Consider the following 24,313-nt stretch of genomic DNA (forward strand, 5'->3'; position numbering starts at 1 on the left):
ACAAGGCAATATCACCCTGTGGCTGAACTCATCACCGTCACCGACCCCGACGACCCCAGGCTGAGCGACTACACCGGCCTGACGGACGTCGAGCTGCGCCGGAAGCGCGAGCCCGAGGAGGGCCTCTTCATCGCCGAGGGCGAGAAGGTCATCCGACGCGCCAAGCACGCCGGTTACGACATGCGCTCCATGCTCCTCTCCGCCAAGTGGGTCGACGTCATGCGCGACGTCATCGACGAGGTGCCCGCACCCGTCTACGCGGTGAGCCCCGAACTCGCCGAACGCGTCACCGGCTACCACGTGCACCGGGGCGCCCTCGCCTCCATGCAGCGCAAGCCGCTGCCCGAGCCAGGCGAACTCCTGGCGGAGAACCGCCGCGTGGTCGTCATGGAGTCCGTCAACGATCACACCAACATCGGCGCGATCTTCCGCAGCGCCGCCGCGCTCGGCATGGACGCGGTACTGCTCTCCCCGGACTGCGCCGACCCCCTCTACCGGCGCTCCGTGAAGGTCTCCATGGGCGCGGTCTTCTCCGTCCCCTACGCCCGCCTCGACGCCTGGCCGCAGAGCCTGGAGACGGTACGGGAAGCGGGCTTCACCCTGCTCGCGCTCACCCCCGACGCCAAGGCCGTCCCCATCGACGAGGCGGCCCCGCGGCGCATGGACCGCGCGGCCCTGATGCTCGGCGCCGAGGGCGACGGCCTCTCGACGAAGGCACTGAGGGCTGCCGACGAGTGGGTCCGCATCCCCATGTCCCACGGCGTGGACTCCCTGAACGTGGGCGCGGCGGCGGCGGTGGCGTTCTACGCCATCGCCCTATGAAACGCAGGGTTCCCCCTGCACGCTGGTGTGCCCCTTCACGGGGTGCGGGGTGAAGGTCACACGGGGTGCGTGTTTCTCGTGGGGGTGCGCCTGGTGTGGGTGCCCCTTTGGGGGTTCGTTCGCGTGTGGCGGGCCGGTGGCACGGGTTGTGCCCACCCTCCCCCAGCTACCGCTGGGAGGTGCCCCCTCGCCGAGCGGGACGCTTGCCCACAACAAGGGCGGCCGGGGCCGCTCCGGCGCGGTACGGGGGTGGGCGCATGGGTGCCGATGAGGCACCGGGCCACAGCATGGGAACAGGCGGAGGGGCACCGACCTGCTGTTGGCCACCGGGTGGGAGGTGGTGCGGTGGGGTGTCCCCGCAGGTCGAGAAAGTCACCGGCGGAGAGCCGATAACGAGACCTTCACGCCGAGGAGACACCCCGGCGCGGCGCCGACCCCCAACCACCCAGGCACCCCACAACCACCGGCCCGAGCCATGAATCACGCGGCGCCAGCCGCGTCGTACCGGTCCATACGCCGCGCCGAAGCCACCGGCCCGCACCCGAACACGGCGCCCCGCCACACGACGGCACCCCCGGACAGGGGCACAAAAATCAGCGCGGGACCCTACGGCACCCACCACACAGGGCAACCGTCCCGCGCAACACCCCCGACGAACGAAGCATCCCCGTTTCCTTCCGCCCCCCCGCGAAGGGGCCGTCAGTCGTCGTCAGCGTGGAGGGGAGACGGAGACGTGGGCGCCGCAGGGGGAGCGGGGTGGGGGGTGCCGAGGCCGCGGGAGGGGCCCTGGCAGCCCTGCGCCGCAGCGATACCGAGCGCGACCAGCAGCGTCACCGTCACGAACACCACCAGCCGCTGCCGCAGCAGCCGCCGGTTCGCCCCTGGACGTCTGCCAGCCGCGTTACGCGTACCAGGACGCGCCCCCGTCGCCCCCGCACGCGAAGCCGGCCGCTTCCCCGACGGCCTCGACGGACGGTCACCGCCACCACGGGCCCGCGCCCCCGTACGGGGCGTCGACGCACGCGGCGCGCTCGGCGAGCCCCCCGCTGAGTCCCGCTCAACCCGCTCACCCCGCTCCGTGTGCTGCCGCGCGTACTCTTCCGCGCTCCGCCCCCTGGGCCGCTCACCCTGCGGCCGTCGACGCGGCGCCCCCGTACCGCTGGGCGCCACGGCCCCCTGCCCCGCAGCCCCGGACGCCCCGGGCGCCCCGGCGAGCGGCGCGGCATCGGGCAGCCCCCTCGCCTCCCGCGCGGCGATCTCCTTGAGCCGCAGCGAGAGCTGGAGCGTGCTCGGACGCTCCTCGGGGGACTTGACGAGGCACGCCTGGATGAGCGGCGCCAGCGCGGCGTGCACCCCCTGCAAGTGGGGTTCCTCGTGCACCACGCGGTACAGCATCACTTCGGAACTGCCCTGTCCGAAGGGCGAGTCGGCGGTGGCCGCGTACGCCAGCGTCGCGCCCAGCGCGAACACGTCCGTCGCGGGCGTCACCAGCGCCCCGCGCACCTGCTCGGGCGCGAGGAAGCCGGGCGAGCCGACCGCCGTGCCCACGTGCGTCAGCGTGCTCGCGCCTGTGGCCCACGCGATTCCGAAGTCGATGATGCGCGGGCCCTTGGGCGACAGCAGGATGTTCGACGGCTTGAGGTCACGGTGGACCACCCCCGCCTCGTGCACGGCCACCAGGCCCTCGGCCAACGCCGCGCCGATGGAGGCGACCTGAGAGGGCGGCAGCGGGCCGCCTTCGTTGACCTTGTCGTGCAGCGAGGGGCCTGGCACGTACTGCGTCGCGAACCACGGCCGGTCCGTCTCCAGATCGGCGGCCACCAGCCGCGCCGTGCAGCCGCCGCGGATGCGCCGGGCCGCTGACACCTCGCGGGCGAAGCGCGAGCGGAACTCGGGGTCCTCGGCCAGATCGGGCCGGATCACCTTGAGCGCGACGCGCTGCCCGCGCCGGTCGGAACCGAGATAGACCACGCCCATTCCGCCGGCGCCCAGGCGCCGGTGGAGCCTGAACGAGCCGACGACACGCGGGTCCTCGCGTCGGAGCCGCATCATCGCCATGTCGTTCCCCTACCTCCGGTGGGAGGCCCCTTCCTCCGGGGGAGGCCCCTTCCGCTGCTGGTCCGTCTGACGAGGCACAGCTTACGGACTGCTGCCGCGTAGCGACGATAGGCCGCGCACGCGGCGCAGGACGGATTGTCAGTACCCGGTGGGATCCTGGAGTCATGGGCACAGGGCGCGCCGTGGCGGGGCGTGCCAGGTCTCCGCAGTGCCAATGCGCCGTCACGGAAGGGGGATTGACGGAGTGAAAGGTGACTGGGTGGAGATAGTGGTGGACGCCGGTGACTCGACTCGTACGTACGAAATGGTGGCCGCCAGAGCGGGCCGGAGGATCGAGACACAGGTGCGCAGGGGGGTGGTGGAAGTGAGCGAAGTCACCCGAAGTGGTTCGGTCGTGCGCACCGCGCGCTTCATGGCGAACCGTGTGCTGGCCCTGGTGGAGCATCCCGTTCCGCGCCAGGACGACGCGGTCGAGGCGGTGCGCTGACCAGGCATCCGGCCCCGGGGGCCGGTCCCCTGTAGGGGAAGACCCTGGGATGTACGAGCGGGCCTCCACCCTGGGGAGTATTCGTGGGGTCCCGGAGTCATCCTGCGGGAGGCCATCGAGTCGGTACGCGGGCATGACGCCGGGCTCGCGCCCCGCGCCTAATGTTGTGGACAAGCGGCGGGTGCAGCACTCGTCCCCCGAGGTCAGACGCCCGCCGCCCCAGACATGACAGGAGCAGACCATGGCGCACACAGCAGGGCGCACGGCACCTCGGGAGCAGGGACGACTGGCGGCTGTCGCGGCCTTCGGCACCCGTCCGGGCGGCCGTCGCCATCCGCTGGTGGCGGCGGCCATGGTCCTCCCTCTCGCCATCATCCTCGCCGTCGCCTTCGGCGCGGTGGAAATGGTGGCCACACAGGCGTCGTCCGTGGCTGGAATGCTGGGGCACTGAGCGGTGCCCCGGGCTCGGGAGAGCGGCCCGAGTCGGGGACATCCGGCCATCAGCCCCGTGGGGACGGGGGTGCGGCGGACGGCATTGAGGTCCGGGCAGCTGGGGAGCTGCCCGGACCTCGCCCTTTTCCGCCCCGCGCCAGCACATCCCCCGGCCCCCGCGCCTCGCGCCTCGCGCCTCGCGCCGTGACCCTCGCCCGTCGGGCGTTGTCAGTGCGGCTGCGTACGATCGCGGCAGGTAAACGCGGAGGCGGGGCCGACACCAGCACGGCGGTGCGGCCCACTCCGCCCGTACGAAGGGGGACCGTGCATCCGACGCTCGCCGGACAGTTGGCCGTCCTGGCCCGTGCCGCGGCGCCCTCGCCACCACGGCGCCCCGCGCCGCACCCGCACCCGCACCGAGGGCGAGCGCGGGGGAGCACCGCGGCGGAGCCCGCCGTGCTGGCCGACCGCCCGGACGGCACCGTCGTACGGCTCGGCGATGTCGTCGCCAAGGCCCACGCCTCGGACTCGGACCCCGCGGCTCTGACCGTCCGGCTCCAGGCCGCGGCGCACCCGCGCCTCGCGAGCGTGCTGCTCGCCCCCTTGCCCGCCACCCCCGCCACCCCGTACCGGTCCGCCACGCCCCTCTCGTCCCCGCTGCCGGACGGCCGCGCCGCCAGCCTGTGGCCCTACGGTTCCCCGGTGGACCCCGAGGACCCGTCGGCCGCGCCCTGGGAGGAGGCGGGCGCTCTTCTCGCGCGGCTGCACGCCGTGCCGCCCCTCGCCCTCTCTGCCGGTCTCACCGGACCGCTCCCGCCCATGCGCGGCCCCGTGAAGGCCGCCCGCGCCCTGGCCCGGATGCGGGCGACGGTGCCGCCGGACCACCCGGCAGCGCGCGCGGTCGCGGGCGCCTGGGCCGGGCTTCCCGCCTGGTGCCGCGCGCAGGAGCCCGAGGGCGCGCCCCGGATCCCGGACCCGCGCCACGCGGCCCCCTCGGACGGCTCCGCCGCGCCCGATGCCCCCCTGGCCCTGTGTCACGGCGACTTCCACCTCGGCCAGTTGGTGCGCCACCCCGCGCCCGACGGCCCCTGGAAGCTGATAGACGTCGACGACGTGGGCCTCGGCGACCCCGCCTGGGACCTCGCGCGCCCCGCCGCCTGGTACGCGGCGGGCGTGCTGCCGCCCGCCGAGTGGGACCGCTTCCTGGGCGCCTATCAGTCGGCGAACGGCACCGCGGGCCGCGACCCCTGGCCCCGTCTCGACGCCCCGGCCCGCGCGTTGACGGCGCAGATAGCCGCCCTCGCCCTCACCAAGGCGTACGCGGCCCGCCGCCCCCTCGACGGGGATGAGGAGGCGTGCGTGGACGCCTGCGCCCGTATCGCCGCCGTCGCCGAACTGCCTTGAACCGGCGGGCCGTAGGGTGGTGGGCCAGCGACACGACCGAAGGCACCCGCGGCGAACGAACCGCGAGCCGTAGGGCCGATCGGCGAGGAGAGGTACAGATCATGCAGTGTCCGAAGTGCGGCGCGTTCATGCAGACGTACAACCGCAACGGAGTTCAGATAGAGCAGTGCGGCGGCTGCCGGGGGATCTTCCTGGACTACGGCGAGCTGGAGGCCCTGGCCCGGCTGGAGTCCCAGTGGTCGCAGCAGGCAGCCCCGCCGCCCCCGCCCGGTGGTGCGCCGATGCACGGCGGACCGGCGCCGCAGGCGTACCCGGCGGGCCCGGCCTGGGGCGCCGCGCACCACGGCCAGCACGGGCAGCACGGCCACCACGGACCCCACGGTTACCGTCACAAGAAGAGCTTCGGCCACATGCTGTTCTCCTCCTGAGCCCTCGCGGGACAGCATCGGGGGCGCGCAAAGCCGAGGGCCCGGCCGCTGTGCGGCCGGGCCCTCGGTGGGTGTGGACGATACTGGGATTGAACCAGTGACCTCTTCCGTGTCAGGGAAGCGCTCTCCCGCTGAGCTAATCGTCCTCGGGTCCTGCTCTTCGTGCTCTCTCGTGCGGAAGGCCCCCGGTCAGGGGGCCTTCGCGTGCGCGATACTGGGATTGAACCAGTGACCTCTTCCGTGTCAGGGAAGCGCTCTCCCGCTGAGCTAATCGCGCGGGGATCCTTGCGGATCAAGGTCCTTGCGGACCAGTGGACGATACTGGGATTGAACCAGTGACCTCTTCCGTGTCAGGGAAGCGCTCTCCCGCTGAGCTAATCGTCCTTGGAGGTGGAGACGGGATTTGAACCCGTGTAGACGGCTTTGCAGGCCGTTGCCTCGCCTCTCGGCCACTCCACCGAGGGGGGATCCGGAGACCCCCACTCAGAGCGGACGACGAGATTCGAACTCGCGACCCTCACCTTGGCAAGGTGATGCTCTACCAGCTGAGCTACGTCCGCACGTGTCTCCGGCCCGCTCTCGCGTCCCGGCGACGTGTTGAACTCTAGCGGATTCTGGGGCCAGCTCAAATTCCGTTTCCGCAGCGTGGCCGGTCAGCAACCCCTCATCCACCTCCGCGTGGACGTCCGCGGCCCCCATAGACTCGTTCACGTGCACGACCCTTCTCCGCTCGCCCGCTTCGGCGGACTCGTCGCCACGGACCTGCGCGACGTCACCAGCGACCCCGCGGCCCTGGAGTCCTCCGGCTGGTGGGCGGTGGTGGCGGACTTCGAGGGCGGGCTGGTCTGCGCCCGCTTCGGCGACGTACGGGGCACCGTGCGCGACGGGTCGCACGGCGGCCGGGCCGCCGCCCGGCCGCGCACGGGATGGCACGGGCCCGCGCCCGAGGACTGGAGCGGTTCACTGGACCGCGCCGCCTACACGGCGGGAGTACGGCGCATACGCGAGCACATCGCGGCCGGTGAGGTCTATCAGGCGAACCTCTGCCGCGTCCTCACCGCGCCGCTGCCCGACCCGCGCCCCCACGCCTCCGACATCGACCACCTCGCCGCCCTCCTCGCGCAGGGCAACCCAGCGCCCTACGCGGGCACCGTCCGGCTTCCCGCACACGGCGTCGAGGTCGCCACCGCGTCCCCCGAGCTGTATCTGCGCCGCGAGGGGAGCACCGTCACCTCGGGGCCCATCAAGGGCACCGGGCGCACGGCGGACGATCTGCTGGAGAAGGACCACGCGGAGAACGTCATGATCGTCGACCTGGTCCGCAACGACCTGGGCCGCGTCTGCGCCACCGGCTCCGTCACCGTCCCCGCACTCTGCGCGGTCGAGGCACACCCGGGGCTCGTCCACCTCGTCTCCACCGTCAGGGGCGAGCTGGCCCCCGGTGCCGGCTGGCCCGAGCTGCTGCGGGACACCTTCCCGCCCGGCTCGGTCACCGGAGCGCCCAAGCCCAGCGCCTTGCGCGTCATCGGGGAACTGGAGACGGCGCCGCGCGGCCCGTACTGCGGCGGTGTCGGCTGGGTCGACGCGGACAGCGGCACGGGCGAGCTGGCCGTCGGCATCCGCACCTTCTGGATCGAGCGCGACGTGCCAGGCGGGTCCGTGCTGCGCTTCGGTACCGGGGCCGGGATCACCTGGGGCTCGGACCCGGAGCGGGAGTGGGCGGAGACCGAACTGAAGGCGTCCAGGCTGCTCGCGGTAGCGTCGGGAGCGTACGCGGCGGACACCGGCGCCGCGCGGCAGTACACGAGCGGTACGAGTGAGAGCGCGAGCGGAAGGAGAGCCCCTTGAAGATCTGGCTCGACGGCGGACTCCGGGACGCGGAGAGCGCGCGCGTCTCCGTGCTCGATCACGGGCTGACGGTCGGCGACGGCGTCTTCGAGACCGTCAAGACCACCCACGGGCGCGCCTTCGCGCTCTCGCGCCACCTCGACCGGCTCGCCGCCTCGGCGCGCGGGCTCGGCCTGCCCGAGCCCGACCGCGACGAGGTGCGCCGTGCCTGCGAGGCGGTCACCGAGGCGAACCCGGTGCCGTTCGGGAGGCTGCGCGTCACCTACACCGGCGGGGTCTCCCCGCTCGGCTCCGACCGGGGCGAGGCCGGGCCCACCCTCGTCGTCGCCCTCGGCGAGGCCACGCGGCGCCCCGACGCCACCTCGGTGATCACCGTGCCCTGGACCCGCAACGAGCGTGGCGCGCTGACAGGGCTCAAGACGACCTCGTACGCCGAGAACGTCGTGGCCCTCGCCCGCGCGCACCAGCAGGCCGCCAGCGAGGCGCTGTTCGCGAACACCCGCGGACGGCTCTGCGAGGGCACCGGGACCAATGTCTTCGTCGTCCTCGACGGCGAGCTGCACACCCCGCCGCTGGCCTCGGGCTGCCTCGCGGGGATCACCCGCGCCCTGACCGTCGAGTGGACGGGCGCCAAGGAGACCGACCTGCCCATGGAAGCGCTGGAGAGCGCCGAGGAGATCTTCCTGACCTCGACCCTGCGCGACGTCCAGGCCGTGCGGCGCGTCGACGGGCGCGAACTGCCCGGTGCCCCCGGCCCGGTGACGGCGAAGGCGATGCGGGTCTTCGACGAGCGCGCCGCCGCCGACATCGACCCCTGAGAGCCTCCGAAGGCCCCGGAGACCACGCTCCGAAAAGGCGTTCCGGGGCCGTAATCGCGTGACGCGGCGGCCCTCAGCCGGTAGAAATCGTGCGGTGACCACCACCCTGCGCCCCACTGGGCCCGAGGAGCGCGCCGAGGACGGTTCCCGCTCCCGCTCGTACGACGTCTGCGTCAACAGCCGGCCCGTCGGCGTCATCCGGCTGGCGGCCGACGTCCGGCACGGGGCCGGGACCGCCGTCGGCCGGGTCGAGCAGCTCGTCATAGACGAGCGCGAGCAGCGGCGCGGCCGGGGCACCGTCGCCGCGCTGGCGGCGGAGGAAGTGCTGCGCGGCTGGGGCTGCCGCAGGGTCGAGGCGGGCGTGCCCGCCAGGGCGCGCGCGGCGCTGAACCTCGCCGCCGCGCTCGGCTACCGGGAGCGCAGCCGGAACATGCTCAAGGAGCTGGGCGACGAGCCCCGGCTGTCGCGGGGCAGCGTGGCGCGCCCGATGACGGAGGAGGAGTTCGGGGACTGGTTCGCGCGCGAGCGCCGGGAACAGCTCCTGCTCCTGCGTGAGCAGGGCGTACCGGACGACGAGGCCGCGGCGCGGTCGGAGGAGGTCTACCGCCGCTATCTCCCGCGCGGCGCCGCCAGCACGGGGGCGGCCCTGCGCGTGCTCGTCCACGAGGGTGCGAAGGTGGGCACGCTCTGGGTCGCCTCGGGCCTCGCGCCCCGGGCGGACGTGGACTCCTGGGTGTTCACGGTCGAGGTGGCCGAGGAGCGGCGCGGGCAGGGGCACGGGCGCACGCTGATGCGCGTCGCCGAGCACGAGGCGCTCGCCGCGGGCGGACGGGTGCTGGGACTCAACGTCTACGCCGACAACACTCCGGCCCTGCGGCTCTACGAGTCACTGGGCTACCGGCCCGTGGAACACCACTTCGTCAAGCCGCTCGGCTAGGACCTGTTGCGAAAGTTGATCTTGTTCGTTGATGATCATGTCTTGTGGGACGTGGGGATCTGACGAACGAGCAGTGGGCCCGGCTTGAGCCGCTGCTGCCGCGGGGCATCAAGTCGGGCCGTCCGCAGGTGTGGACGCGGCGGCAGTTGATAGACGGCATACGGTGGCGGACCCGGACGGGTGCCCCCTGGCGTGATGTGCCGGAACGGTACGGGCCGTGGGACCGGGTCTATGACCTCTTCCGGCGCTGGCAGCGGGACGGTACCTGGGCGAGGATCGTCACCCAGCTCCAGACCGAGGCCGACGCGAAGGGCCTGATCACCTGGGAGGTGAACGTCGACTCCACGGTCTGCCGGGCCCACCAGCACGCCGCCGGTGCGGCGAAAAGGGGGATCTCCAAAAGGAACCGCCCGGTGGGATCACCGCCGAGCCGGGCGACCACGGACTCGGACGCTCCCGAGGCGGACTGACCAGCAAGATCCACCTCGCCGTCGAACAGGGGCAGAAGCCCTTGTCCGTCGTAATCACTGCCGGGCAGCGGGGTGACTCCCCTCAGTTCCAACCGGTACTGGAAGCCATCCGGGTGCCCAGGCGTGGCCGGGGGCGGCCACGCACGAGGCCGGACCGCGTGCGCGCCGACAAGGCGTACGACTCCCGCCAGAACCGCTCCTACCTGCGCAGGCGCGGTATCAAAGCGACGGTTCCGGTCCCTGCGGACCGCGTCCGCAACCGGCACAAGCGCGGCTCGCACGGCGGACGGCCCCCGGCGTTCGACAAGACCGACTACAAGCAGCGGCACGCGGTCGAGTGCGGCATCAACCGACTCAAGCGGCACCGCGCGGTCGCCACCAGATACGACAAACTCGCCGTCCGCTACGAAGCGACCGTGCTGGTCGCAACCCTCAATGAGTGGCTGTGACCAGCACTTTCGCAACAGACCCTAGGCCCGGCGGTCCGGTCGGACGGGGCCAGGGCAGGCGAGGCCCGGCGGCCAGGCCCAGCGAGGCCCGGTCAGGCGAGGCTCAGCCCGCGAGCAGACCGTCGGTGATCTCCTCGATCCGCTCCCGCAGCCCCTCCTGGCTCTTGCTGCCGTCCAGCAGCTCCCCGCCGATCAGATACGTCGGGGTGCCCGTCACACCGAGTGCCTTGCCCTCGGCCTGGTCGGCGTCGACCATCAGCAGGTGCCGTCCGTCGATCAGCGCTGTGTCGAACTCCTCGGCGTTCAGGCCCAGTTCGCGTGCCACCTCCAGCAGCACGGGCTCGCCCCGCGTCGCCAGCTCGGCGTTGCGCGCCAGCACGGCCTCCACATAGGTGTCGCCCTTGCCCTGCATGTACGCCTCCTCGGCGGCCTGGGCCGCCGCGAACGCGTGCTTGTGCTTCTCCAGGGGGAAGTGGCGCAGCCGGATCTCCAGCCGTGTCCCGTACCGCTCGCGCAGGGCACGCAGGTCGTCCTGGGCCCGGTGGCAGTCGGGGCACTGAAGCTCGCACCAGTAGTCGAGCACGGGGCGGGAGGTCGGGGCATCGCTCATGCCCCACAGTCTCTCAGCCACCTTCCCCTCCTCGCGAACGACGCCGGACCCGGACCCGACCCGGAGATGTCCCTGAACCGTGACGGCGGACATGGCCCCATCAGCGCGTAACGGTGCAGGATGGAGGGATGCTGACCACGACCGTCTGTGCCGCGCTCTCGGCGGCCGGTCTGGCCGTCGCCTTCCTGACGGCCTTCCGCCGCCGCTATGCCGCCGCCACCCGTATAGCGGCCTTCTCCCTGCTGCCCGTGGGCCTGGCGATGGCCGGTCTGGTCGGTCTCGCCGGGAAGATCGGGAAGGCCGTCGGCACGTGGGCCTCCGATCTGGTGCTGAAGCCCACCGTCTGGGCCGGTTTCGGGGTGCTCGCCTTCGCCGTCGTGCTCTACGTGATAGCGCGGCTCGCGGGCGGCAGCCGGGCCACCCGCAAGGAGCGCCGCGCCGCAGCGCGCGCGAGCGGCGCCGGTTCCGTCGCGCCGTCGGCGGGCGCCCCCGCGCTGGGCGGCTCCCGCGCCCCGGCCCCCGGCACGACGGCCCAGGCGGCGCCCGCGCGCGGCGCGGGGAAACCGGCGGGAAGGTCCGCTTCCGCGGGCGACGGCGAGGACTTCTCCGACATCGAGGCGATCCTCAAGAAGCACGGCATCTAGGACGACTCGGCCTAGCCGCTCCGGAGCGCTGACGGGCCGGTAACCAGGAGAAACCACGGAATGTGAGGAACTCGTTCCCGGAAAGGGTGTGTTGGGACACCTGAGCGGGTCCGGCTGCGTCATCATCGCGACGAGATGGACACGACGCCGCCGAACTCCCCGCTCGCGCTCGACGAGCCCACCGCCGCACCCCTCGCGCCGCCAGTGCCCGCGGTGACCCCGGTGCCCCTGCCGTCCCTTCGATCCCTGCCGCATCAAGCACCGCAGCGCACGCTCCCGCCGGACCCCTTCCTGACCCCGGCCGAGCCGCCCCTCGCGCCTCTCGCGCTCCCCGCTGAGACCGACCTCGCGCCTTCGCCGCCACCCCCGGTCCCGTCTCCGGCCCCGGTCCCGGCCCCGGAGGCCGAGGAAGCGCGTGGCTGCCTCTACGCGCTCTCGCAGCCCCCGCTGATGTTCTTCCTCGCGTTCATCGCCGTCCTGTTCGCCATCACGGGCGCGCACGACCTGTTCCTGCTGTGAGCCCGCGAGCGGAGGGCCGCTCAGCCGCCCGCGGACTCGGCGGTCGCGGCCGACTCGCGCTGTCGCGCGCGGTAGGCGGCCACGTGCAGACGGTTGCCGCAGGTACGGCTGTCGCAGTAGCGGCGCGAACGGTTCCTGGACAGGTCGATGAAGGCGCGCCCGCAGTCCGGGGCCCCGCAGCGCCGCAGTCGGTCCCGCTCGCCCGAGACGATGATGAAGGCCAGGGCCATCCCGCCGTCGGCCGCCAAGTGGTCAGCGACGGAGGCGCCGGGCGCGAAGTAGTGCACGTGCCAGTCGTAGCCGTCGTGGTCGGTGAGCTGCGGAGTCGTCCCCGCCTCGGCGACCAGCGCGTTGATCAGCTCCGACGCCGTACGCGCGTCCTCCGCCGCGAAGACCCGCGCGAACCGCTCCCGTACCGACCGCACGGCCCGCAGATCGGCCTCGGTGAGCGTGCCCACGTCGCTCACGTCGTTGCGCTCGACGTAGGCGCGGAGGTCGGTCACGGAGGCCAGGGTGTCCGGTGCCTCACCGTCGGCGCAGGTGTTCAGCAGGTCGACCACGTCGTCGAGCGCGCAGCGGGTGTCGTGATTGATCTGCACAGGTCGCTCCTGGGCGTGCGCCGTAGGGTCCGATGCGCAGAGACTAGTCGTTCCCCGGCACAGGGAAGCCGCCCCCGCGCCAGAAGGGCGGAGGCGGCTTCCCTGTGTGTCTCTGTGGTGTCCCTGTGTGCCGTGAACGGTTTTCCGGGCCGAAGCCGTCGCCCCGAGTCGGACGGCTGCGGTGAACCGGCTGCTCTGTTGCTGTCAGCCTCTCAACTCTCCGCGAGGATGTGTGAGAGTTCCGCGTCGAGGTCGAAGTGGCGGTGCTCCGTGCCGGGCGGCACAGCCGCGTCGGTTCGCTTGAGGAAGGATTCCAGGGCCCGCGCCGGGGCTTCGAGCAGAGCCTCACCCTCGGGCGAACTGAGGGCGATGCACACGACTCCTTGGCCGTGACTGCGGGAGGGCCACACCCGGACGTCTCCGGTGCCGGTGGGCCGGTGCAGCCCCTCGGCGAGGAGATCGCGGGCGAATACCCACTCGACGGTCTCCTCGGCTCCGGTGTGGAAGGTGGCATGCACGGCATAGGGGTCGGCCGTGTCGTACCGCAGGCCCGCGGGTACAGGCAGTGAGGACTCGCTCGAAACAACGAGGCGCAGGTGCAGCTCGCAGCTGACCGTGGTGTTCATAAGCGCCAGGGCCTTTCGCTCAGTGTGCGCTCGGGGATTCGCACGTCGGCGAAATCGACATGCCACATACGGGCGGGTTGTAAACCCCTCCGACCGATTTGTGGGAGATGAAGTCCTTCATACGGCGGATCACAATTTTGTGGCGTACGGCCATTCCGGTGAAGGCGTCTGGTTCCGGTACCTTTGCGGTATGAGTGCGGAGAGTAGCGAAAAACCGCTGGGTTCCCGAGCGCCGCGGTTCATCAAGTCTTCGAGGCCCTTGCATGTGAGCTGGCAGATCGTGATCTTCCTGATCGGACTCGCCGTCGTCGTGGGCGGCGTGATTCTTCTGCCGCTGCCGGGGCCCGGCTGGCTGATCATCTTCGCGGGTATCGGTGTGTGGGCCACGGAGTTCCCCTGGGCGCAGCGCGTGCTGCGCTGGACGAAGCGGAAGCTGCACGAGTGGACCGCGCTGGCGAAGCGGCGCCGCGCCGAACGGGCCGCGCGCCGCGAGGGGCGCACGCGGTCATGACCACGCTCTGACATGCGGTAATGTTGTCGCCGCACCCGGGCGATTAGCTCAGCGGAAGAGCGCTTCGTTCACACCGAAGAGGTCACTGGTTCGAACCCAGTATCGCCCACGCAGTCGACAGGCGACGTGTGTCCACGGAAGGCGTGGACCGCGTCGCCTGCTTCGTGTTCTGCTCGGCTTCGCCTCGCGTCGGCGGGGGCTTCGCCACCCGCACCCCCCGCCGGGAGCGGAGTGGCGGGTGCCGGTACGTCGCGGGGTGCGGGGCGGGCTTGCTCGGCTCCGCCTCGCCGCGCCCCCCGGCGGCTCCCGGTCCGGGCCTGCTCGGCTGCGCCGCGCAGCGCCTCGCGCCGCCCACCGCTCCGGCTCCCGCTGCCCCGTGCCGGAGGGCGGCGGTGCACCATGGATCTTGCGCTGCGCCCCCGGCGGGGAAGCGCTTCATGTCGATCCTGTCCCAACCGTTGACGGCTTGCGGGCGCGTCCTTAGATTCTCCCGGCAAGCGCTTGCGTTAAACGTTTCAATCTAGCCGGGGCAGTGGTGCGCGAGGGTTGAGCAGGCGCCTCCTGCCTGGGGAGGGCGAGTCATGGGTGCGTTGCGTAGCGGGAGCGGCCGGATGTGTTCCGGCGCAGGTCGGAGACGGTATACGGCGGTCGCGGCGGTGGCCACGATGGCGCTGCTGGCCGCCGGGTGCGGAGGTGTCGGGGGCGGGGGAGACGACGGGGCGGGCGGCAAGGTCACCATCCGCTACGCGTGGTGGGGCGACGCCACCAGGGCCGAGATGATCAAGAAGAGCATCGCGCTCTTCGAGAAGGAGCACCCCGGCATCAATGTAAAGCCGGAGTTCCAGGAGTACGAGGACTTCTGGAAGAAGTTCGCGACCCAGGCGTCGGGCGGCGGCGCCCCCGACGTCTTCCAGAACGCCGCCGCCTTCATGCGGAAGTACGGCGACAGGAAGACCCTGCTCGACCTGTCGTCGCAGGTGGACAAGGGCAACCTCGACATGAAGGGCTTCCGCGCCGGTCTGGAGAAGGCCGGTGAGGTGGACGGGAAGCTCTGGGGCGTGCCCGTAGGGGCCAACACGTTCAGTCTCATCTACGACGTCGAGGCGTTCGAGCGCATCGGGGTCGAGCCCGGGATGGGCTGGACCTGGGACGACTACGAGAAGGCCGTCGACAAGCTCAAGGCCGAGGGGTTCCAGGCCACGACTCCCGCCGGGGTCATGTACCACTACGATCTGTTGCTGCGTCAGCAGGGCAAGCAGTTCTTCACCGAAGACGGCCAACTGGGCTTCGGCAAGGCGGATCTGACGGCGCACTGGAAAGAGCAGTACGCGGGCATCGAAGACGGCCGTTTTGTCCCGCAGAAGAAGGCGGACCAGATCGCGCCCAAGGCGTTGCTCAGCGCTGGATTCTCCAAGTCCGAGTACCAATGGGACAATTTCATCGTGCGATTCTCCGCCGAGGCGGAGGAGGAGGGGAAATTCGCGCTCGCTCCCCTCCCCACAACCGATGGAAAGAAGACCGGGCAGTATCTCTCCTCGCTCTTCCTCAGCGGTTACGCGAAGACCCGTCATCCCGAAGAGGTCGCGAAATTCATCGACTTCATGGTGCACGATCCAGAGGTCGGGAAAATCATGGGATACAACCGGGGGATTCTCGCCACCGAAGAACAGTACGACGCGTTTGAACCCACGGGTCCGGACAAGATGATCGCGGAGTACGAGGAGAAGGTGGAGAAGGCGGGCGTCATCGAGCCCATGACGCCGCAGCCCGACGGGACCGACGTCGTCGAGGCGGCGCTGCTGCGCATCTGGCAGGACGTGGCGCACGGGAAGAAGTCCGTGGACGAGGGCGTCGACCAGTTCTTCTCGGAGGCCGAGCAGGCGCTGGGGTCCTGACGTGAAGACCGTGACCACCACCCTCCCGGCCGCCACGGGCGCCCCGGCTGTCAAGGGTCGGGGTGCCGTGCGGGGCGAGTCCGGCGGGGCCCGCCGTGCCGGACCGGGCGAAGCCGCGCGCAAGCGCCGCGCCCGTCGCGAAAGCCTCGCCGGATACGTCTTCCTGACGCCGTGGTGCCTGGGGATGCTGCTGCTGACCCTCGGCCCCATGGCCGCCTCGCTCTACCTCTCCTTCACCGACTACGACCTCTTCGCCTCGCCCCGCTGGATCGGGCTCGGCAACTACCGCGAGCTGTTCGAGGACCCGCGCTGGCTCACCTCCGTCGAGGTCACCGTGAAGTACGCGGTCATCGCCACCCCGCTCAAGCTCGCAGCGGCGCTGGGCGTGGCCCTGCTGCTGGCCAGGCCGCGCAAGGGCCAGGGTTTCTACCGCGCCGCCTTCTACGCGCCCTCGCTCATCGGCGCGAGCGTCGGCGTCGGCATCGTCTGGCGCGCCCTCTTCCAGGACGACGGCGCTGTCGACAAGGGGCTGCGCCTGTTCGGCGTCGAGCTGGGAGGCTGGATCGGCAACGTCGACCTGGCGGCGTACACCCTCGTCCTGCTGACGATGTGGCAGTTCGGCGCGCCCATGGTCATCTTCCTGGCCGGTCTGAAGCAGATACCGCGCGACCTGTACGAGTCGGCGGAGCTGGACGGCGCTGGCGCGTGGCGCCGGTTCCGGTCGGTGACCGTGCCGCTGCTCTCGCCGGTCATCTTCTTCAACCTGCTCCTCGAACTCATCCACTCCTTCCAGGTCTTCACCTCGTCGTACGTGGTCAGCCTCGGCAAGGGAGGCCCGGACGACACGACGCTATTCTACACGCTCTACCTCTATCTCAAGGCGTTCTCCGAGCAGCGGATGGGTTACGCCTCCGCGATGGCCTGGATGCTGGTGCTCGGCGTCGGCCTGGTGACCGTGCTCCTGTTCAGGACCCAGCGCGGCTGGGTGCACTACGAGGGGGACACCCGATGACGGCCCACGGCGCGGTACCCGGCACGGCGGCGGCCCCCTCGGCCCCCTCCCGCGCGCGGTGGCGGCGCGACCCCCGGCGCGCGGCGCGCTCGCTGGGCTGGCACGCGGGCGCGCTGCTGATCCTGTGCGTGGTCCTCTACCCCGTCGTGTGGGTGGTCGGCGCGACGTTCAAGGACGGCAGGAAGATCATCGGCAGCACCGAGCTGCTGCCCGCACAGCCGGTACTGGACAACCTGGAGCGGCTGACGGAAGGGCTCGGCGGCTACCCCCTGTGGGCGTTCTTCGTGAACTCCGCGATGCTGTCCTGCGGCGCCGTGCTCGGCGTGCTCTTCTCCTGCTCGCTCGCCGCCTACGCCTTCGCGCGCATCCGCTTCGCCGGACGGAACGTGCTCTTCGCGATGATGATCTCGACGCTGCTGCTGCCGGTGCACGTCATGCTCATCCCGCAGTACATCCTCTTCCAGAAGCTCGCGCTGGTGGACACCTACGTACCGCTGCTGATCGGCAAGTACCTCGCGGCCGAGGCGTTCTTCATCTTCCTGATGGTGCAGTTCATGCGCGGCGTCCCCCTGGAACTGGACGAGGCCGCGCGGCTCGACGGCTGCGGGCACGGGCGCATCTACTGGTCCGTGGTGCTGCCCCTGTGCCGCCCCGCGCTGATCACCAGCGCCATCTTCACCTTCATCTGGACCTGGAACGACTTCATGGGTCCGCTGATCTACCTCAACGACCCCGGCAACTACCCGGTCTCCATGGCGCTCAAGATGTTCATGGACGAGGGCACGCTCGCCGACTACGGCGGCATGATGGCCATGTCCCTGATGGCGCTGCTGCCCGTGCTGCTGTTCTTCCTCGCCTTCCAGCGCTTTCTCGTCGAGGGCGCGACGACCTCGGGGCTCAAGGGATGAGGGCTGCCGGGACGAAGGCGGCCGGAGTCGGAGCCGGAGCCGGGGTGCGGTTCGGTGAGGGCCGGTTCGCGCTGTTCGCCGAGTGCGTGCTCGCCGGGTTCTGGCTCGTGCTCGGCGCGCTGCCCCTGGTCACGCTGCTGCCCTCGTACGCCGCCGCCTGCACGCATCTGAGGCGGTACCTCGACGGCGAACCGGCGGGGCGGCGCGAGTTCGCCGCGGCGCTCCGGGACGCCACACGCGAGGGCTGGCGCTTCTCGCTGCTGTGGTGGGGCGCCCTGGCCCTGCTGGGCCTCGACTGGCGGATCGCCGCCTCTGGGCTGCTGCCCGGCGGGCCCGCGCTGGCGGCGGTCAGCGTACTGGGCGGGCTGGTCGTGGTGGTGGCGGGGCTGCGTGCCGCGTCGGCCTGGCGTCCCGGCGATCCGTCGGCACCCCGTACGGGACCGGGCCGCCGGAGCGACTGGGGGAGCACGGGCTTCTCCGACGCGCTGCGCCGGGCCTGCTCCGAGGACAGGGGCGGCTCCTGGCTGCTGGCCGGAGGGCTGGCCGTGGTGGCGGTCGCGGGGTGGATGCTGCCGCCGCTGCTGATCCCGGCGCTGGGTTGCCTGGCGGCGTGTGCGGTGGCGGTGGACCGCCGTACGGGCTCGACGGGCGTGCCGCGCATGCCCGCCCCGGACGAGCCCGCCGCGTCCCGTACCGACGGCACGGGCTGAGACCGACCGGACCCGCCCCCCCCCGGCCCCTCACCCGTGCCCGTACACAGCACGCGGCACACCACACCCGTCACACAGCAGCACCCCGCACCCCGCCACCCGCACACACCAGAAGTGGAGCCGACATGTCCCCGATCCCCAGGCGAAGCGTGCTCAGGACGGCAACCGTCACGGCCGCAGCGGCCACGGCCGGTCAGGCGTCCTGGCTGCTGGGCGGCGCCCCCGCGCACGCCGCGCGGGCGCGGCGCGAAGCCCAGGAGCCCGTCGAGATCGGCTGGCTGGAGGACGGCGGTCTCGGCCGCGCCCCCGGCAGCACCTTCGGCGTCCCCTGGCCGCAGGGCAGCGTGCGCGCCGGCACCGCCTTCGCGCTCACAGCGGCCGACGGCGCCAAGGTGCCGCTCCAGTCCTGGCCCACCGCCTACTGGCCCGACGGCACCCTCAAGTGGACGGCCCACGCCGTCGGCCCGGAGGCCGGGAGCGCGAAGCGGTTCACCCTCGCCCAGGGCGAACCGGCGAAGCCCGCACACGCCGTCAAGGTGACCCGCGAGCACGGCGCCGTCGTCGTGGACACCGGCACCGTCGTCGCCCGGCTCGGCACCGGCGGCAGCGCCCTCGTGCGCAGCGTCACCCGCAGCGGTACCCGGATCGCTTCGAGCGGCAGGCTCGTGCTGCTGCGCCAGGGCCGCGTCGGCGAGGGCGACAAGGGCTCGGAGGCGTGGGAGGACTTCGAGAGCGCCGTCACGAAGACCACCGTCGAGCAGGAGGGCCCGGTGCGCGCGGTCGTACGCCTCGACGGCGAGCACCGGCGCGGAGGGCGCGGCGGGCGTGACGGACGCGGCGGGCATGGCTGGCTGCCCTTCAGCGTCAGGCTGTACTTCACCGCCGGCTCCGACGCGTTCCGCATGGTGCACACGATCACCTTCGACGGCGACGAGCAGAAGGACTTCATCCGCGGCCTCGGCGTCCGCTTCACCGTCCCGATGCGTGACGAGAGCTACGACCGCCACATCCGTATCGCGGGCGAGGGCAAGGGATTCCTCACCGAGGCCGTCAAGGGCGTGACGGGGCTGCGCCGCGACCCCGGCGCTGCGGTGCGTGCCGCGCAGGTCAAGGGCGTGAAGCTGCCGGACCCGGCCACCTGGGACGAGCGCGTCACCAAGCGGCTGCACCTCATCCCCGAGTGGAACGACTACACCCTCGCGCAGCTCTCCGCCGACGGCTTCACGCTGCGCAAGCGCACCAAGGCGGGCCACGGCTGGATCCCCGCGGGAGGCGGCGGGCGTGCCGGGGGCTTCGGCTACGTCGGCGGGCCGAGCGGCGGACTCTCCTTCGGGCTGCGCGACTTCTGGGAGCGCCACCCCACCCAGCTCGACATCCGCGGCGCCGGGGGAGCGGAGGCCGAGGTCACCCTCTGGCTCTGGTCGCCCGAGGCCCGGCCGATGGACCTGCGCTTCTACCACGACGGCATGGGCCAGGACACCTACGCGGAGCAACTGGAGGGCCTGGAGATCACCTACGAGGACTACGAGCCCGGGTTCGGCACCCCGTACGGCATCGCCCGCACCAGCGAACTCCTCTTCTGGGCCAACGAGTCCACCCCGTCGGCCGCGACGCTCGTCGAACAGGCAGCGGCCGTACGCACGCCGCCCCAGCTCGTCGCGCCGCCGGAGCAGCTGCACGGCGCGGGCGTCTTCGGCGGGCTCTGGTCACCCGTCGACCGCTCCACGCCCGCGAAGAAGGCCGTCGAGGACCACCTCGACTTCCTCTTCGACTTCCACAAGGGCCAGGTCGACTCCCGCCGCTGGTACGGCTTCTGGGACCACGGCGACATCATGCACACCTACGACGAGGACCGGCACAACTGGCGCTACGACGTGGGCGGCTACGCCTGGGACAACTCCGAGCTGTCGCCCGACCTGTGGCTCTGGTACGCGTATCTGCGCTCGGGCCGAGCGGACGTGTACCGCTTCGCCGAGGCCATGACGCGGCACACAGGCGAGGTCGACGTCTACCACCTGGGCAAATGGGCGGGTCTCGGCACCCGGCACGGCGTCCAGCACTACGCGGACAGCGCCAAGCAGCAGCGCATCTCCACCGCCGCCTACCGGCGCTTCTTCTACTACCTCACCGCCGACGAACGCACCGGCGACCTCATGCACGCGCTGTGGGACTCCGAGAAGACCTTCCTGGTGCTCGACCCGCTGCGCAAGGTGCGCGAGGACACCGACTACGAGCCGGACCCGCACGCCCTGTCGATCGGCTTCGGCACCGACTGGAGCGGGCTGGCAGCGGCGTGGCTCACCGAGTGGGAGCGGCGCGGGCCTCAGTGGAAGGCGGCGAGGAAGAAGCTGCTGGGCACCATGGAGACCATCGCGGCGACCCCGAACGGCTTCGTCGCGGGCGGCGGACTCTACGACATCGACACCGGGAAGTTCGCCGTCCCGGAGGAGAAGAAGGTCTCCGTCTCCCACCTCTCCGCCGTCTTCGGGCTCGTGGAGATGTGCGCCGAGGTCATCGGCCTCGTGGACATGCCGGAGTTCGAGAAGGCGTGGCTGGCCTACTGCCGCTACTTCAACGCCTCCAAGGCCGAGCAGAAGGCCGAGTACGGGCAGGACTTCGGCAACCTCATCCTGCGCCAGGGCCACTCGCGCCTCACCGCGTACGCCGCCGTACGGCTCGACGACGAAGCCCTCGCCAAGCGCGCCTGGCGGGAGTTCGACACGGGCGACGGCTACGCGCCGAGCCTGCCGTGGAAGGCGGAGCGACGGGAAGGGCCCGACGTGCTCAACCCCGCCGAAGAGGCCACGTGGGTGTCCACGAACACCACGGCGCAGTACGGGCTCGCGGCCATCCAGAACCTGGCGCTGATCGGGGACGCCATGCCGTGACGCGACCGGGTGCCGGGAGGGGGCTTGGGGCTTGCCCCGTCCCGGCACCCCGTGTGCGCTTCGACGTCGACGGGCAGGGTCAGCGCATCCGGGACAGGGCGGTGCGCAGGCGCCGCGCGTCCCTGAGCCGCTGCTCGTAGGTCGCCCCGACCACGAGCAGCAGCGCCCCGGCCAGCGCGGGCGCCACCCAGCGCGGCAGCGCGCCGACGACCTGAGCGAGATACGGGGCCAGCTCGTGCACCCCCACAAGACCCAGCACCGCGCCGCCGAGCAGCAGCGGCGCCAGCATCCGCAGCCGGGCGCCCGCCAGCGTGAGACCGAGACTCACCGTGCCCAGCAGCAGCGGACGCGGCCAGTCCGGGTCGCCCCACGCGGCGACGAGGCTCGGCAGCAGACTCGCGGCCAGCCCGGGCCCGTAGGCCGCCCACGAGGAGACGCCGTCGTCGCGCCGCCGCCGCAGCAGGCCGACGGGCAGCAGCAGGGCGCTTACGGGGAGCGTGTACGCCTCGGGCGTCGTGATCTCCGACGCGTACAGCCGCGTCCACGTCGCGCACAGCAAGAGCGCCCCGGACACGTACCCGGCCCAGGGGCGGCGGTCGGCCCGCAGCGCCACGGCGGCGGCAGCCACCCCGCACAGCGCGAGGGCCAGCGAGAACGCGGCCGGACGGCCCCCGGCGAGCGCCAGCCCGCCCACGCCGGCCGCCACAGCCGTCGCCTCCAGCGGAACCGCCACGACGGCGTCCCGGCGCAGGGCCGCCGCGGCCCCGAGCGTCAGGAAGCCGACACCCAGCAGCGCGAACGCGGCCTGATGCGCCTCGGCCCCCAGCGCCGCCGAGGCCGCCACGGCGAGCCCGGCCGCCGCGAGCGCCGACGCACAGGCGGTCACGGCGCGGCGAGGGCCGGGGGTGCCGAGCGGGGCCGCGAGCGCGAAGGCGGCGGCGAGTACGGCGAGCGCGACGAGCGTGACAGCGCGCTCCGCCAGCGCCAGCCCCGTCGCCCCGGCGGCCACGGCGAGGGCCGCGCCGAGCGCGATGGGCCCGGCCGGATGCGTCCGTACGACGACGGCCGCCGCCAGCAACGCCAGAACCAGCAGCAGCGAGACGCCCACCGCGACGACGTACGGCAGCCCGATCGCGCTCGGCAACACGACGACGGCCGCCGCCCCCGTAACCACGGCCGAGGCGACGGCACGCGGCGCCCACGCGGGGCCGGGGGACGCGGCCTCGGCGTCCGTCCGGAGGGGGTCCTCCCCGCCCGCGTGACGGGGGTTCGTGTCCGCGCGGGCAGGGTCCTCGCTTGTGCGGTGGGGGTTCGTGTCTGTGTGGCCGGTGCCCTCGCCTGTGCGGTCGGGATTCCCGCCCGTGCGTTGAGGGTTCGGGCCCGTGTGGCCAGGGCCCCCGACCGTGCGGTCGGGGTCCTCGCATGTGCGGCTGGAGTCCTCGCCCGTGCGGTGAGGGCTCGTGTCCGTGTGGCCGGGACCCTTGCCCGTGCGGCTGGCGTTCCCGCCCCTATGGCCGGTCGCCGCTTCCGTGTGGCCGGTGCCCCCGCCCGTGTGGACAGGGCCCCCGCCTGTGCGGGCAGGGTCCTCGCCCGTGCTGTGGAGGTTCGGGCCCGCGTGGACAGGGGTTCCCGCACGGTCGGGGTTCCGGATACCGGCAGGGGCCTCCGGGACCGTACCCGCCGCCGTCCACGGGGCGGGAAGTACATGGGGCGCCAGGGCCAGGACCGCCGTCGTCGCGCCCAGGACCACGGGCGCCCCGGGGCCGCCCACCCAGTCCGTGCCGGGCGTCAGTGCTGCACGGACCCCGTCAGGCGCCCCCTCCCACACCCGTCCCGCCCAGCTCAGCGGCCCCCAGACCGCCTGGAGCACGGCGGGCACGGTCCACAGCAGGGCGCAGCCGTGCACGCACAGGGCCGCCAGCCGCAGCCCGTCCGCATGCGGACGCAGCCACGGGACGGGCCCGGAGCGGGCCCCGGACCCGGGCGCCGCGAGCACAGAGACGGCGGCCAACAGCAGTACCGCGCACAGCAGATACCCCGGCACCCACCACTGCGGCGAGGGCACGGCGACCCGTACGAGACCGCCCGCACCGGCGAGCAGCGTCAGCCCTCCCGCGACGGAGAGGGCGCCGCCCAGCGTCCCGTGCCCCGCGAAGCGCGCGGCCCGCGCCGCGTACAGGGCCAGCACCGTCAGCGCCGCGAGCACCGCGCCCGCGCGAGCCGCCGAGGCGGCGTCCACGGCCGCGACCGAGAGGCCGAGCCCCAGCGCCAGCGCCGGGCAGGCGGCGACCCCGGCGGTGACGGCCGCCGTCGTCACCAGCCCCGGCACCCTGCCGCCGACGCGCGCGGAGCGCCCGCACACCACGGCCAGCGCCACATCGCCGCCGGCCGTCGCCAGCAGCGTCCACGCGAAGCCCCACGGGCCCGCGTCGGCGGCGACGGCCCACAGCAGCGGCGCCAGTTGGGCGAGACACAGCGCTCCCGGCACGGGCAGCCGCAGCCCCGGGCGCGGCAGGAGCAGACCGTAACCGGCCCCGACGACGGCGATCACCGCGCACGCCGTGGCGGCGTAGGCCCAGCCGTCGGCGCCGGTGAACGTGACGGAGTACAGCGCGTACGCGTCGAGCACGAGCAGCAGCATCCCCAGCGCGGCGACGCACTCAGCCGTCGACCTCAGCGCCCTGCGCAGCAGCAGCGCGGGCACGGCCAGCGTGCCCGCCGTCACCACGGCGAGCACCGCGGCGCGCCCGCCGATCCCCATGGAACCCCAGCTCACCAGCGTGAACGCGAGCGCGGCCACGGCCAGGAGCACCCCGCCGAGGGTCAGCAGCACGTTCTGCGCGGTCGGCGGCGCGGCCCCGCCAGGAGCGCGCGAATGCGGCGCGCCCGGAGTCCCGGAAGAGGGCGGGGCCCAGGCCGCCGCCGGACGAGCGGGGCCCCCGCCCGCGGGCGGTACGGGCGGGGGAGCGGTACCCGCACGGAGTTCGGCCAGCAGCTGGTGGCGCAGGGAGAGCAGCGTGCCGCGCCGCGCATCCAGCGCCCGCAGCTCGCCGTCGATCTCCCGCAACCGGACCGGAACCGACCCCACGAGCGGCAGCCCGCAGCGCGGACACACCGTCGTCACCTGCTCCGGCGCGGGTACCGGCCACTGACAGCCGGGGCAGTACACGGGCGGGTGATTCCTCTCCATGCCCGGAGTGTGCTGCGCACCTTTCGCCGGCGGCATGAGCGGGGATAC

21 protein-coding genes, 6 tRNA genes and 1 pseudogene are annotated in these 24,313 nt (G+C 72.6%); 18 read left to right on the plus strand and 10 right to left on the minus strand.

The genetic code is table 11. The features are described 5' to 3' along the window. The first annotated feature begins 18 nt into the window (after positions 1-18). Entirely contained in the window at positions 19-822 is an 804-nt protein-coding gene (locus tag ACYVOO_RS14595; RefSeq protein ID WP_453345110.1) for a TrmH family RNA methyltransferase, read from the plus strand. A gap of 699 nt (positions 823-1,521) precedes the next feature. On the opposite strand, the gene ACYVOO_RS14600 is transcribed toward ACYVOO_RS14595, so the two are convergent. Continuing rightward, entirely contained in the window at positions 1,522-2,880 is a 1,359-nt protein-coding gene (locus ACYVOO_RS14600) for a serine/threonine-protein kinase (RefSeq protein WP_461016083.1), read from the minus strand. 244 nt (positions 2,881-3,124) lie between these two features. On the opposite strand from ACYVOO_RS14600, the gene ACYVOO_RS14605 reads away from it, so the two are divergent. From ACYVOO_RS14605 to ACYVOO_RS14620, 4 genes are all read left to right on the plus strand, one after another. Then, positions 3,125-3,367, plus strand: coding sequence for a hypothetical protein (locus ACYVOO_RS14605; protein ID WP_453345112.1), 243 nt, complete (start codon positions 3,125-3,127; stop codon positions 3,365-3,367). Positions 3,368-3,608: 241 nt separating this feature from the next. Further along, the gene (locus ACYVOO_RS14610) at positions 3,609-3,818 is read left to right on the plus strand and encodes a hypothetical protein (protein ID WP_453345113.1); all 210 of its coding nucleotides are present in this window, start codon (positions 3,609-3,611) and stop codon (positions 3,816-3,818) included. A 305-nt stretch (positions 3,819-4,123) separates the two neighbouring features. Next, a complete protein-coding gene (locus ACYVOO_RS14615; RefSeq protein WP_461016084.1) occupies positions 4,124-5,203 on the plus strand; it encodes a phosphotransferase in 1,080 nt (359 codons plus the stop codon). A 101-nt stretch (positions 5,204-5,304) separates the two neighbouring features. Continuing rightward, positions 5,305-5,631, plus strand: a complete 327-nt coding sequence (locus ACYVOO_RS14620; RefSeq protein WP_453345114.1) for a TFIIB-type zinc ribbon-containing protein — start codon at positions 5,305-5,307, stop codon at positions 5,629-5,631. 74 nt (positions 5,632-5,705) lie between these two features. Here the strand turns inward: ACYVOO_RS14620 and ACYVOO_RS14625 are convergent. From ACYVOO_RS14625 to ACYVOO_RS14645, 5 genes are all read right to left on the minus strand, one after another. Further along, positions 5,706-5,777, minus strand: a tRNA-Val gene (locus ACYVOO_RS14625). 59 nt (positions 5,778-5,836) lie between these two features. Continuing rightward, positions 5,837-5,908, minus strand: a tRNA-Val gene (locus tag ACYVOO_RS14630). A gap of 35 nt (positions 5,909-5,943) precedes the next feature. Then, positions 5,944-6,015: transfer RNA gene (locus tag ACYVOO_RS14635), tRNA-Val, on the minus strand. 1 nt (position 6,016) lies between these two features. Next, positions 6,017-6,090, minus strand: a tRNA-Cys gene (locus ACYVOO_RS14640). Positions 6,091-6,118: 28 nt separating this feature from the next. Beyond that, positions 6,119-6,191 (minus strand) — tRNA-Gly (locus tag ACYVOO_RS14645). A 151-nt stretch (positions 6,192-6,342) separates the two neighbouring features. Between ACYVOO_RS14645 and ACYVOO_RS14650 the strand changes: the two genes are divergently transcribed. The 4 genes from ACYVOO_RS14650 (at position 6,343) to ACYVOO_RS14665 (ending at position 10,153) form a co-directional block, all read left to right on the plus strand. Next, positions 6,343-7,479, plus strand: coding sequence for a chorismate-binding protein (locus ACYVOO_RS14650; RefSeq protein WP_461016085.1), 1,137 nt, complete (start codon positions 6,343-6,345; stop codon positions 7,477-7,479). Beyond that, positions 7,476-8,297, plus strand: a complete 822-nt coding sequence (locus ACYVOO_RS14655; protein ID WP_461016086.1) for an aminotransferase class IV — start codon at positions 7,476-7,478, stop codon at positions 8,295-8,297. The genes ACYVOO_RS14650 and ACYVOO_RS14655 overlap by 4 nt, the downstream gene beginning before the upstream one ends. Positions 8,298-8,391: 94 nt before the next feature. Next, positions 8,392-9,234, plus strand: a complete 843-nt coding sequence (locus ACYVOO_RS14660; RefSeq protein WP_461016087.1) for a GNAT family N-acetyltransferase — start codon at positions 8,392-8,394, stop codon at positions 9,232-9,234. 44 nt (positions 9,235-9,278) lie between these two features. Further along, positions 9,279-10,153 (plus strand): IS5 family transposase gene (locus ACYVOO_RS14665; RefSeq protein WP_461016088.1). Its coding sequence is split into 2 segments (ribosomal slippage): positions 9,279-9,669 and positions 9,669-10,153, totalling 876 coding nucleotides; the frame shifts between segments, so codons are not numbered across the junction. Positions 10,154-10,256: 103 nt separating this feature from the next. On the opposite strand, the gene ACYVOO_RS14670 is transcribed toward ACYVOO_RS14665, so the two are convergent. Continuing rightward, on the minus strand, positions 10,257-10,763 hold the full coding sequence (locus ACYVOO_RS14670; protein ID WP_453350948.1) for a DsbA family protein: 507 nt from the start codon (positions 10,761-10,763) through the stop codon (positions 10,257-10,259). 128 nt (positions 10,764-10,891) lie between these two features. On the opposite strand from ACYVOO_RS14670, the gene ACYVOO_RS14675 reads away from it, so the two are divergent. Beyond that, entirely contained in the window at positions 10,892-11,407 is a 516-nt protein-coding gene (locus ACYVOO_RS14675) for a hypothetical protein (protein ID WP_461016089.1), read from the plus strand. 135 nt (positions 11,408-11,542) lie between these two features. Next, entirely contained in the window at positions 11,543-11,926 is a 384-nt protein-coding gene (locus ACYVOO_RS14680) for a hypothetical protein (protein WP_461016090.1), read from the plus strand. A gap of 20 nt (positions 11,927-11,946) precedes the next feature. Here the strand turns inward: ACYVOO_RS14680 and ACYVOO_RS14685 are convergent, their stop codons facing one another. Both ACYVOO_RS14685 and ACYVOO_RS14690 read right to left on the minus strand, forming a co-directional pair. Further along, complete coding sequence (locus tag ACYVOO_RS14685; RefSeq protein ID WP_461016091.1) at positions 11,947-12,525, minus strand: CGNR zinc finger domain-containing protein; 579 nt, start codon at positions 12,523-12,525, stop codon at positions 11,947-11,949. Between the two features lie 212 nt (positions 12,526-12,737). After that, positions 12,738-13,151, minus strand: coding sequence for an SsgA family sporulation/cell division regulator (locus tag ACYVOO_RS14690; protein WP_345744669.1), 414 nt, complete (start codon positions 13,149-13,151; stop codon positions 12,738-12,740). 190 nt (positions 13,152-13,341) lie between these two features. Here ACYVOO_RS14690 and ACYVOO_RS14695 point away from each other — a divergent pair. The 7 genes and pseudogenes from ACYVOO_RS14695 to ACYVOO_RS14725 form a co-directional block, all read left to right on the plus strand. Next, positions 13,342-13,629, plus strand: a pseudogene (locus tag ACYVOO_RS14695) (TIGR02611 family protein); the annotation flags it as partial. A gap of 70 nt (positions 13,630-13,699) precedes the next feature. Further along, positions 13,700-13,771, plus strand: a tRNA-Val gene (locus tag ACYVOO_RS14700). 556 nt (positions 13,772-14,327) lie between these two features. Then, positions 14,328-15,557: an ABC transporter substrate-binding protein gene (locus ACYVOO_RS14705; protein ID WP_461016186.1), complete on the plus strand. Its 1,230-nt coding sequence runs from the start codon at positions 14,328-14,330 to the stop codon at positions 15,555-15,557. Between the two features lie 67 nt (positions 15,558-15,624). Next, complete coding sequence (locus tag ACYVOO_RS14710; RefSeq protein ID WP_461016187.1) at positions 15,625-16,569, plus strand: carbohydrate ABC transporter permease; 945 nt, start codon at positions 15,625-15,627, stop codon at positions 16,567-16,569. Next, positions 16,566-17,477, plus strand: coding sequence for a carbohydrate ABC transporter permease (locus ACYVOO_RS14715; RefSeq protein ID WP_461016092.1), 912 nt, complete (start codon positions 16,566-16,568; stop codon positions 17,475-17,477). Before ACYVOO_RS14710 ends, ACYVOO_RS14715 begins: the two co-directional genes overlap by 4 nt. Next, on the plus strand, positions 17,474-18,187 hold the full coding sequence (locus ACYVOO_RS14720) for a DUF624 domain-containing protein (RefSeq protein ID WP_461016093.1): 714 nt from the start codon (positions 17,474-17,476) through the stop codon (positions 18,185-18,187). Before ACYVOO_RS14715 ends, ACYVOO_RS14720 begins: the two co-directional genes overlap by 4 nt. A gap of 125 nt (positions 18,188-18,312) precedes the next feature. Further along, positions 18,313-21,075 carry an exo-rhamnogalacturonan lyase family protein gene (locus tag ACYVOO_RS14725; RefSeq protein WP_461016094.1) on the plus strand — a complete coding sequence of 921 codons (2,763 nt, stop codon included), beginning with the start codon at positions 18,313-18,315 and terminating at the stop codon, positions 21,073-21,075. 79 nt (positions 21,076-21,154) lie between these two features. Here ACYVOO_RS14725 and ACYVOO_RS14730 read toward each other — a convergent pair whose 3' ends face one another. Continuing rightward, positions 21,155-24,265 (minus strand): SCO7613 C-terminal domain-containing membrane protein, encoded by a 3,111-nt coding sequence (locus tag ACYVOO_RS14730; RefSeq protein ID WP_461016095.1) that lies wholly within the window; start codon positions 24,263-24,265, stop codon positions 21,155-21,157. Positions 24,266-24,313: the final 48 nt, after the last annotated feature.

This window comes from Streptomyces daliensis, assembly GCF_054782395.1.

What these genes read in the sequence shown, in the direction of transcription:
- ACYVOO_RS14690 (WP_345744669.1), bottom strand. Translation starts at nt 13,151, where the DNA reads ATGAACACCACGGTCAGCTGCGAGCTGCACCTGCGCCTCGTTGTTTCG.
- ACYVOO_RS14675 (WP_461016089.1), top strand. Translation starts at nt 10,892, where the DNA reads ATGCTGACCACGACCGTCTGTGCCGCGCTCTCGGCGGCCGGTCTGGCC.
- ACYVOO_RS14725 (WP_461016094.1), top strand. Translation starts at nt 18,313, where the DNA reads ATGTCCCCGATCCCCAGGCGAAGCGTGCTCAGGACGGCAACCGTCACG.
- ACYVOO_RS14705 (WP_461016186.1), top strand. Translation starts at nt 14,328, where the DNA reads ATGGCGCTGCTGGCCGCCGGGTGCGGAGGTGTCGGGGGCGGGGGAGAC.
- ACYVOO_RS14620 (WP_453345114.1), top strand. Translation starts at nt 5,305, where the DNA reads ATGCAGTGTCCGAAGTGCGGCGCGTTCATGCAGACGTACAACCGCAAC.
- ACYVOO_RS14720 (WP_461016093.1), top strand. Translation starts at nt 17,474, where the DNA reads ATGAGGGCTGCCGGGACGAAGGCGGCCGGAGTCGGAGCCGGAGCCGGG.
- ACYVOO_RS14610 (WP_453345113.1), top strand. Translation starts at nt 3,609, where the DNA reads ATGGCGCACACAGCAGGGCGCACGGCACCTCGGGAGCAGGGACGACTG.
- ACYVOO_RS14730 (WP_461016095.1), bottom strand. Translation starts at nt 24,265, where the DNA reads ATGGAGAGGAATCACCCGCCCGTGTACTGCCCCGGCTGTCAGTGGCCG.
- ACYVOO_RS14680 (WP_461016090.1), top strand. Translation starts at nt 11,543, where the DNA reads ATGGACACGACGCCGCCGAACTCCCCGCTCGCGCTCGACGAGCCCACC.
- ACYVOO_RS14600 (WP_461016083.1), bottom strand. Translation starts at nt 2,880, where the DNA reads ATGGCGATGATGCGGCTCCGACGCGAGGACCCGCGTGTCGTCGGCTCG.
- ACYVOO_RS14715 (WP_461016092.1), top strand. Translation starts at nt 16,566, where the DNA reads ATGACGGCCCACGGCGCGGTACCCGGCACGGCGGCGGCCCCCTCGGCC.
- ACYVOO_RS14670 (WP_453350948.1), bottom strand. Translation starts at nt 10,763, where the DNA reads ATGAGCGATGCCCCGACCTCCCGCCCCGTGCTCGACTACTGGTGCGAG.